At 52.9% G+C, this 7,354-nt stretch carries 6 protein-coding genes and 1 pseudogene; 5 read left to right on the top strand and 2 right to left on the bottom strand.

All coding sequences use genetic code 11. The features are described from left to right. On the top strand, nucleotides 1-290 hold a 290-nt coding region (locus tag H6G62_RS25185; protein WP_190500345.1), incomplete at its 5' end, for a hypothetical protein. Here H6G62_RS25185 and H6G62_RS28115 read toward each other — a convergent pair. Beyond that, nucleotides 268-605 (bottom strand): annotated as a pseudogene (locus H6G62_RS28115) (IS1 family transposase); the annotation flags it as partial. The gene H6G62_RS25185 and the pseudogene H6G62_RS28115 sit on opposite strands and share 23 nt — an antisense overlap. Nucleotides 606-645: 40 nt before the next feature. Here H6G62_RS28115 and H6G62_RS25180 point away from each other — a divergent pair. The 4 genes from H6G62_RS25180 (at nucleotide 646) to H6G62_RS25165 (ending at nucleotide 7,030) form a co-directional block, all read left to right on the top strand. Further along, nucleotides 646-828, top strand: a complete 183-nt coding sequence (locus H6G62_RS25180) for a hypothetical protein (RefSeq protein WP_190500343.1) — start codon at nucleotides 646-648, stop codon at nucleotides 826-828. A gap of 214 nt (nucleotides 829-1,042) precedes the next feature. Further along, a complete protein-coding gene (locus tag H6G62_RS25175; RefSeq protein WP_190500341.1) occupies nucleotides 1,043-1,471 on the top strand; it encodes an EVE domain-containing protein in 429 nt (142 codons plus the stop codon). After that, complete coding sequence (gene drmD / locus H6G62_RS25170; RefSeq protein WP_190500339.1) at nucleotides 1,471-4,698, top strand: DISARM system SNF2-like helicase DrmD; 3,228 nt, start codon at nucleotides 1,471-1,473, stop codon at nucleotides 4,696-4,698. Before H6G62_RS25175 ends, drmD begins: the two co-directional genes overlap by 1 nt. Nucleotides 4,699-4,738: 40 nt before the next feature. After that, nucleotides 4,739-7,030 (top strand): DNA methyltransferase, encoded by a 2,292-nt coding sequence (locus tag H6G62_RS25165; protein WP_190500337.1) that lies wholly within the window; start codon nucleotides 4,739-4,741, stop codon nucleotides 7,028-7,030. A 7-nt stretch (nucleotides 7,031-7,037) separates the two neighbouring features. Here the strand turns inward: H6G62_RS25165 and H6G62_RS25160 are convergent. Continuing rightward, on the bottom strand, nucleotides 7,038-7,354 hold a 317-nt coding region (locus tag H6G62_RS25160), incomplete at its 5' end, for a transposase (protein ID WP_190492465.1).

Below are 7,354 nucleotides of genomic sequence, written 5' to 3'. Positions count from 1 at the left end.
CTGTTGTCGCCTACGTCCTTGGCCAAACCGCCCGCATTCTGGTTCAGCATTGGGTGGATGGCCAAGTGAGCCGTGCTCTAGCACCGTCTGAACCTGTAGAAGCGCTGTCCTGCTTGTCCGAAACGTTTGCCACTGCCGAACTCACTAATTTCGATCTGGGACTCACGGAAACTGAGGCCGACTTGCAGAATGCCCAGGACGTGGATGTGGCGGACGTGGAGTCCTTGGACTACCGCACTCTGACCACCGCGCAGCTCCGTCGGGAATGTGCCGCCGCCGGGATTCGTTAATGACCTCGACCCGAGTCATATCGGTCTTGCAGACCATCTGATCGCCCTCCGGAATGAATCCGGGATATACCGACTAGCTATCTGTAACGTAGAAATAGCCGTGCCAATCCGCGACGATAGACCAGAGTGGGGTAACGGTTTCGGTACTATGGTCACCTAAGACCCAGCCTAAAATCCCCGGCTTAACGTGGTCAACGGCTGTCCACAGCCAAATTTTGTTTTTTTTGAGCCCACAAAGGTTTCCAACTCGTCGAGTTCGCCGACCTCGGTCGCTGTTTCAGGGTCGTAAGCATCCGGGAGGCGTTCACCGAGTTTTAATGATGCAACGCCGATGTAATCAACCCTGGGTCAAGCTATGGCCAACGCCACCCCGACATCTCAAGAACGGATCATTCGCTTTACGGTAGATATGCCAGAGTCTTTGCACCAGCAGCTTTCTGAGGCCGCCACCCGGCTCAAACGCAAGAAGGCGGCGGTGGTGAGGATGGCCTTAGAACAAGCCCTCAAAGACCTCGATGATGATGCCGTCGTGGGCTAGGTGGGCCTCAGTAGTGGAAGGCTGAAACCTAGGTATGACAGTAATTTCAGGGGTTAGAATATTTAGTTTTGTAATGTAGCATTCCGTCAATCCGTTGGGTACTCTAGAGGGGTGAGCTGGTCGCTCCCGTTGGTTGTTGTCCGTTACCCCCAAAGTGTTCAGGCATTCCTAGTGCCTTGTTTTGCTGTGGGGATGTTCTGGGAAGATTGCACCCATGACCTACTGGCTCTTTCAAGGAAATCCCAAGTATTACCGCATCGTGGATGGCATTCGAGACTTCACTCAAATGCCCTGGCTGGTGACGCGCTATGCCAAGGAGATGCAGCCCGGTGATGGGGTGCTGGTGTGGATGGCGGGGCCAGAGGCCGGGGTCTATGCCATTGCAGAGATTATCGACACACCCAAGCCCATGCCGGAGCCGCCTGATATCGGTTACTGGCTAGACAAGTCGCGCTTGGGAGCCAAGCCCTTTGCCACCCTACGCTTCACGGACAAGCTGCTGGAGCGGCCCCTACTGCGCAGTGACCTAAAGCAAGACCCGGTGCTGAAGTCGTTGACGGTGCTGCGCCAGCCCAACGCCACCAACTTCAAGGTGACGGCGGCGGAGTGGCAGCAGGTGTATGAGTTAAGGAGGGAAGCGTGATGGTGGAAGATCGGTCAATACCTATGCCTGGTCAGGTCGTTCACGTTCGTTCCCGTCGCTATTTGGTGCAGCAGGTAGAAGGCCCTCAGGAATCGAAGGGAGATGCCACCGTTCATCTCGCCTGTATCGAGGACGATGCCCAGGGACAACCCCTTGCTGTCTTTTGGAATCAAGAACTAGATGCTCGTGTTCTCGGGGATTCCTCTTGGGATGTCGTGGGACAAAGAGGATTTGACCAACCTAATCGCTTCTCAGCCTACCTCCACACCCTGCGGTGGAACTGTGTCACATCCACGAAAGTCAACTTATTCCAGTCTCCATATCGGGCTGGGATTCAAGTCAAGGCTTATCAGTTAGAACCCTTACGAAAGGCATTGCAAATGCCGAGGGTGTCTTTATTTATTGCCGATGACGTAGGACTCGGTAAAACCATTGAGGCGGGCTTGATTCTACGGGAATTAATTCTGCGTCAGAAGGTCGAACGCATGGTGATTTCCTGTCCTCCTTCTGTGGTACAGCAATGGCAGGAGGAAATGGAAAGTCGTTTTGGATTGTTGTTCCAGGTGTTTGACCGTGCCTATGTGGCCCAGAAACGACGACAGCGGGGATATGGCATTAACCCATGGAAAACCCATAACCGTTTTATCATCTCCCATGCGCTGTTGCGGGATGAAACCTATGCAGCCCCGTTGAGGGACTGGTTAAGCTCTACGGATGGCAAAACGTTATTTATTTTAGATGAGGCCCATAATGCTGCTCCCGCGAGTAGTGCTCGTTATGCCGTAGATTCTCAACTCACGAAGACAGTGCGAGAATTATGTCCATTGTTTGAGCATAAGCTATTTCTGTCTGCCACACCCCACAATGGCCATTCTAATAGCTTTGCCGCGTTACTTGAAATGTTGGATCCCCAACGCTTTTGTCGGGGGATACCAGTGCGAAGTAAGAAGCTGCTAGAGGATGTAATGGTAAGGCGGCTAAAGAAGGATCTTAGAGCCATTCAAATTACAGACTTTCCTGAACGGAAGGTGGTGCCAGTTGATATTGATGGATTACCACAAGATGCACCTGAATTAGTATTGTCAGACTTATTGCAAGAGTATCGAAGCTGTCGCCAGAAGCGACTTAAAAAGACCTCAGCCTCTAATCAGCGAGCAGCCATGCTGGTGGTAATCTCGCTGCAAAAGCGCTTACTCTCGTCCATTGAGGCTTTTGCCCGTACTCTAAAGGTACACCGAGCCAGTATTGAACGACAGGCAACGAACCAAGCTCCTCACCTGCTGGATCAATATGATCTGCTGGAAAATAGTGTTGGGTTTGATGATGATCGGGCTGAGGTAGATGAGCAGGAGTTAGAGCAGGAAGAAGATAACCAGATGGCTGCGGCCACCCAGGCTACTTCAGAGACAGACATTAGTCAACGGGAATTAGACCTGTTGGAAGAAATGACTGCGATCGCTGAAAAAGCTCGGCATCAGGCCGATGGTCGAATCCTGAAGTTATTTGATTGGCTCAAGGAAAATCTCTGTCCTGGCCTAGGCCATCCTGGAGCGACCTGGAATGATCGTCGAGTCTTAATTTTTACGGAATACACCGATACGAAGCGTTATCTAGAAATCCAACTGAAGGAGATGATTGCCCAAACTGACCAGGCAGAGGAACGCATTGCGACCTTCCATGGCGGGATGGGAGATGAACAACGGCAACTGATTAAAGCCGCGTTTAATGCCAACCCTCAAGATCATCCTCTCAGGATTTTAATTGCCACCGATGCGGCACGGGAGGGGGTTAACCTCCAGAACTATTGTGCTGACCTCTTCCATTTCGATGTGCCCTGGAATCCTAGTCGGATGGAGCAGCGCAATGGTCGGATTGACCGCAAGCTCCAACGAGAACCCGTGGTGCGTTGTCATTATTTCGTCTATCATCAGCGACCTGAAGATCAGGTCTTGAAAACCCTGGTGGAGAAAACAGACACAATTGCCAAGGAGTTAGGTAGCCTATCTCCAGTTTTGGAAAAGAATGTAGATCGCATCCTGAAACAAGGGATTCAACAACAGGATGCAGAGCAGATTAGTCTTCTGATTAAACAGGCCGATCAAGATAACCAAGAGACTAAAGATAAGGGACGAGTGATTAAAGAGGAATTAGAAGCCGTTCGGGAAGAGGAATCTAAGCTTCAGAACCAACAAGTTGAGTTGCAAATTCTTCTAGAACAGTCCAGGCAATGGCTAGGGTTTGAGGTCAATCATTTTCAAGATGCCCTCTCAGTCTCGCTCGGGTTGATGGGGATATCACCCCTTCAGCCTACGGCAGGTTCTAGTTCTTGGAATCTAGACCACCTAGAGCAGCAATTGGGGGGGGATCCATCCTGGGCGGCTACCCTAGACAGCCTACGGGCACCGCGACGGAAGGGGCAAAATTTTCAAGAGTGGCGGCGGGAATCATCCATCCGTCCAGTAATCTTCGAGGATCCGAATAGTCTGGATGGGCAGTTTGTTCACCTCCACCTAGAACACCGCTTGGTGCAACGACTGTTAGGACGCTTTCTGTCGCAGGGCTTTGTTCACCATGAACTCAGTCGAGCCTGTGTATGTCGAACCCGATCAGCGATTCCAAAGGTCATTGTGTTGGGGCGTTTATCCCTCTATGGGAATCGGGCTGCACGGCTCCATGATGAGATTCTTGAGGTTGCAGCAGAATGGATCGCCCCAGAGCAACGGGGACGAGGCAAGCTTCGGCCCCTGACGATCAGCGATAAGGATGAAGTATTGGGAGAGTTGAATCAATCCTTAGCCGACCCTAAGCTGTGTCAGGTTTCTCCCCAGGAGGCCATTCAATTTCAAGCCTATGCCGCTCAAGATGTGGCGGATTTGCTACCCCACTTGGAGAAGCGTTCCGAAACCTTGAGGGAACGGGCGATTCGAGAATTGACGCAGCGAGGCGAGCGGGAGGCTAAAGCCATGGTGGATCTCTTGCAATCCCAGAAGAAACGGATTGAGAAGGAACTACCCGACAAGCGAGATTCAGTTCAGCAGTTGACCTTGGAATTTTCCGATGCGGAGCGACGGCAGTTGAAAATGGACGTGCAATTTTTAGAGGATCGTCTTAGCAAGATTGACCAGGAGCTAGAGGAAGAGCCCCAGCGCATTCGCCAAGCCTACGAGGTCAAAGCAGATCGCATTGAACCCGTTGGTCTGGTTTATCTATGGCCACTGTCAAGCTAAGCCCCTTCCCTTTACCTGATCCTGATTCTCCGTAACTCCCATGGCTCAAGATGATCGCTCTACATACTTCCACAAAGAATGGATTGGGATGCTCCAGCCTGTGGGGTTGGTGGTGGAGCCCACGGCGTTGGTTCAGGCGCAGATCAGTCTGGATCGTGGCAAACTCGTAGAGCTACAACAGCAGTTTAAGGGTTTTATTACTGAGGGGAACCTGCCAGGGCGGCCTGACTACCAGGGCGCGTGGTTGGGTGGAGATCGTTTCCAAGCCTTCCTGACTGAGTTTCTGCGGTGGCCAGCCAAGACCATTGCGGGTTTTGGAGACACCCCACTCCCCCAGGACTTTACTCTCTACCTCCCGGACTATGGCGAAACCCTGGAGCCTACCTACGGGGTGAAGGACAAGGCCGGGGATTGGGTGATGCTGGTGAAGGTCGTGCCCTTGGGCTGGGAGTTAGATCAGGATGAACCCGGCTCTGAACAGAAGTGGCAAGCGACCCCTCAGCAGAAGTTTGAGCGGTTATTGCGGGAGAAGCAGCAACCCGTCGGCTTAATTTTCAATGGCACCCATATCCGCCTGGTCTATGCGCCCCGTGGTGAAGCATCGGGGTATCTGACCTTTCCCGTGCAAGCCATGATGGAAGTCTCGGGGCGGCTCATCCTCGGGGCGATGGAAATGCTGTTGGGGCGGAACAGCCTACTGGCCAGCCAGCCAGAGCAACGCCTGACCAAGGTTCTAGAGGCCAGCCGCAAGGCTCAGGCCATGGTGTCAGAGCAATTAGCCGCTCAGGTGTTGGATGCCCTGTGGGAGTTGCTACGGGGCTTTGAGAGCGCCTACAAGATGGTGCAAAGCCCCATTCTGGAGGAACTATCCCAGAACCGCGAGGGACGCCGACACATCTATGGGGGCTTAATCACGACGCTCATGCGGCTGGTCTTTTTGCTCTATGCCGAAGAGCGGGATGTGATGCCCGATGATGAGATCTACGGCCAGCACTATTCGGTGTTGGGGCTGTACGAGCGCCTGGTGGAAGAGAACGGCACCTATCCCGACACGATGGATCAACGCTATGGCGCGTGGGCGGGGCTGCTGAGTTTGTTTCGGCTGGTGTATGAGGGGGGTGGCCCTTATGAAGACTATCTCCCGGCCCGCCATGGCCAACTGTTTGACCCCGATGCCTACCCGTTTCTAGAAGGGCGGCAGAAGCCCAAAGACGCCATTTCCCATCTCCCTCAAGTGTCTGATGGCGTGGTGTTTCGGATGTTGGATAAGCTGCTGATGCTCAAGGGTGATCGGCTGTCCTATCGCGCCCTGAGTGTTGAAGAAATTGGTTCCGTGTATGAAGGGATTATGGGCTTTGAGGTGGAGGTTGCCCCAGGCCCATCCCTGGCGGTACGTCCCAAGGATGTCGTGATTGACTTGGCCGCGTTACTCGCGAGGAAGCCAGCGGATCGCCTTTCCATGCTGAAAGAGGCCGAGTGCAAAGCTGAGGGCAAGGTGGCGACGGCGGTGAAGGCGGCTAAAACCATCCTTGACCTACAAGCCGCTTTAGATCGTCGTATCTCCCATCGCACCCCTAGCGTTCTCCCGATGGGGAGTTTGTATTTGCAGCCGGGAGAGGAACGGCGGCGGTCGGGTTCCCACTATACGCCCCAAAAACTGACTCAACCCATTGTGGAAACGACGCTACGGCCCATCCTCAGCCAGCTTGGAGAACACCCCACGGCAGAGCAGATTCTATCCCTTAAGGTCTGTGACCTTGCGATGGGGTCTGGGGCCTTCCTGGTGGAAACCTGTCGGCAGTTGGCCGATGAACTGGTGAAGGCGTGGGAACGGGAGAAGGCCACACCGAGGGGAGCTTTGGATCCGCTCCTGATGGCCCGTCGGCTGGTGGCCCAGCGGTGTCTCTATGGGGTGGATAAGAACCCCTTTGCGGTGAACCTGGCCAAGCTGTCGCTGTGGTTGTTGACCCTCTCCAATGATCGCCCCTTTACCTTTGTGGATCATGCCCTCAAGGATGGCGATTCGTTGGTGGGGCTAACGCGCTCGGAGATTAGCAGCTTTACGAAAGTGGCCCAGTTGTCTCTCCTCGATAGCGATGCCCAGGTACGGGAACAACTGAGACAGGTGGAAAACTATCGCCGCTCTATTCAGGAGACAGACACCACCGATGATGACCAGATGAGCCGCAAGTACCAAGCTTGGCAGCAGGTGGAGGCTCTTTTGGAGGGGCCACGGTTGGCAGGGTTGATGAAGGTGGGGGCGTTTTTTAAGGGCCAAAAGCCTAAGGAACGAGAGCAGCTAGAACAGGATTATCAAACCCTGCTAAGCTGATATGCATTTAAATTGCATTGATTGTGTTTCCTTTATTTTTGATCTTGCGATCCCAGTTGATGACAAGCTGCCCTTCGTTCAATAGGTTATGAACAAGCGCTTCTAAATCCTCAATCGACTCAAATAGACGATTGGCAATGAATTCCTTTGCAGAGTGCCAAACTAACTCGATTAAATTATAGTCCGGACTGTAGGGTGGCAGAAATTCTAAAACAATGTTGGGCATCTCCTTCGCTATCTTCTCTAGAATCTCTGCCTTTTTATGAATACTTGCATTGTCTAAAATGATAAGAATCTTAGGGCCATCCTGCTCAAAGTCTTCAA

The organism is Phormidium sp. FACHB-1136 (assembly GCF_014697375.1).
In the GTDB taxonomy this organism is placed as follows: Bacteria; Cyanobacteriota; Cyanobacteriia; order Phormidesmidales; family Phormidesmidaceae; genus Nodosilinea.
The sequence above is the reverse complement of the archived record's forward strand: the minus strand, read 5'-3'. Positions and strand labels throughout refer to the sequence as shown.

Bases quoted from the DNA above. Each gene is read 5' to 3' on its own strand.
- H6G62_RS25165 (WP_190500337.1), top strand. From the start codon at position 4,739: ATGGCTCAAGATGATCGCTCTACATACTTCCACAAAGAATGGATTGGG.
- drmD (WP_190500339.1), top strand. From the start codon at position 1,471: ATGGTGGAAGATCGGTCAATACCTATGCCTGGTCAGGTCGTTCACGTT.
- H6G62_RS25180 (WP_190500343.1), top strand. From the start codon at position 646: ATGGCCAACGCCACCCCGACATCTCAAGAACGGATCATTCGCTTTACG.
- H6G62_RS25175 (WP_190500341.1), top strand. From the start codon at position 1,043: ATGACCTACTGGCTCTTTCAAGGAAATCCCAAGTATTACCGCATCGTG.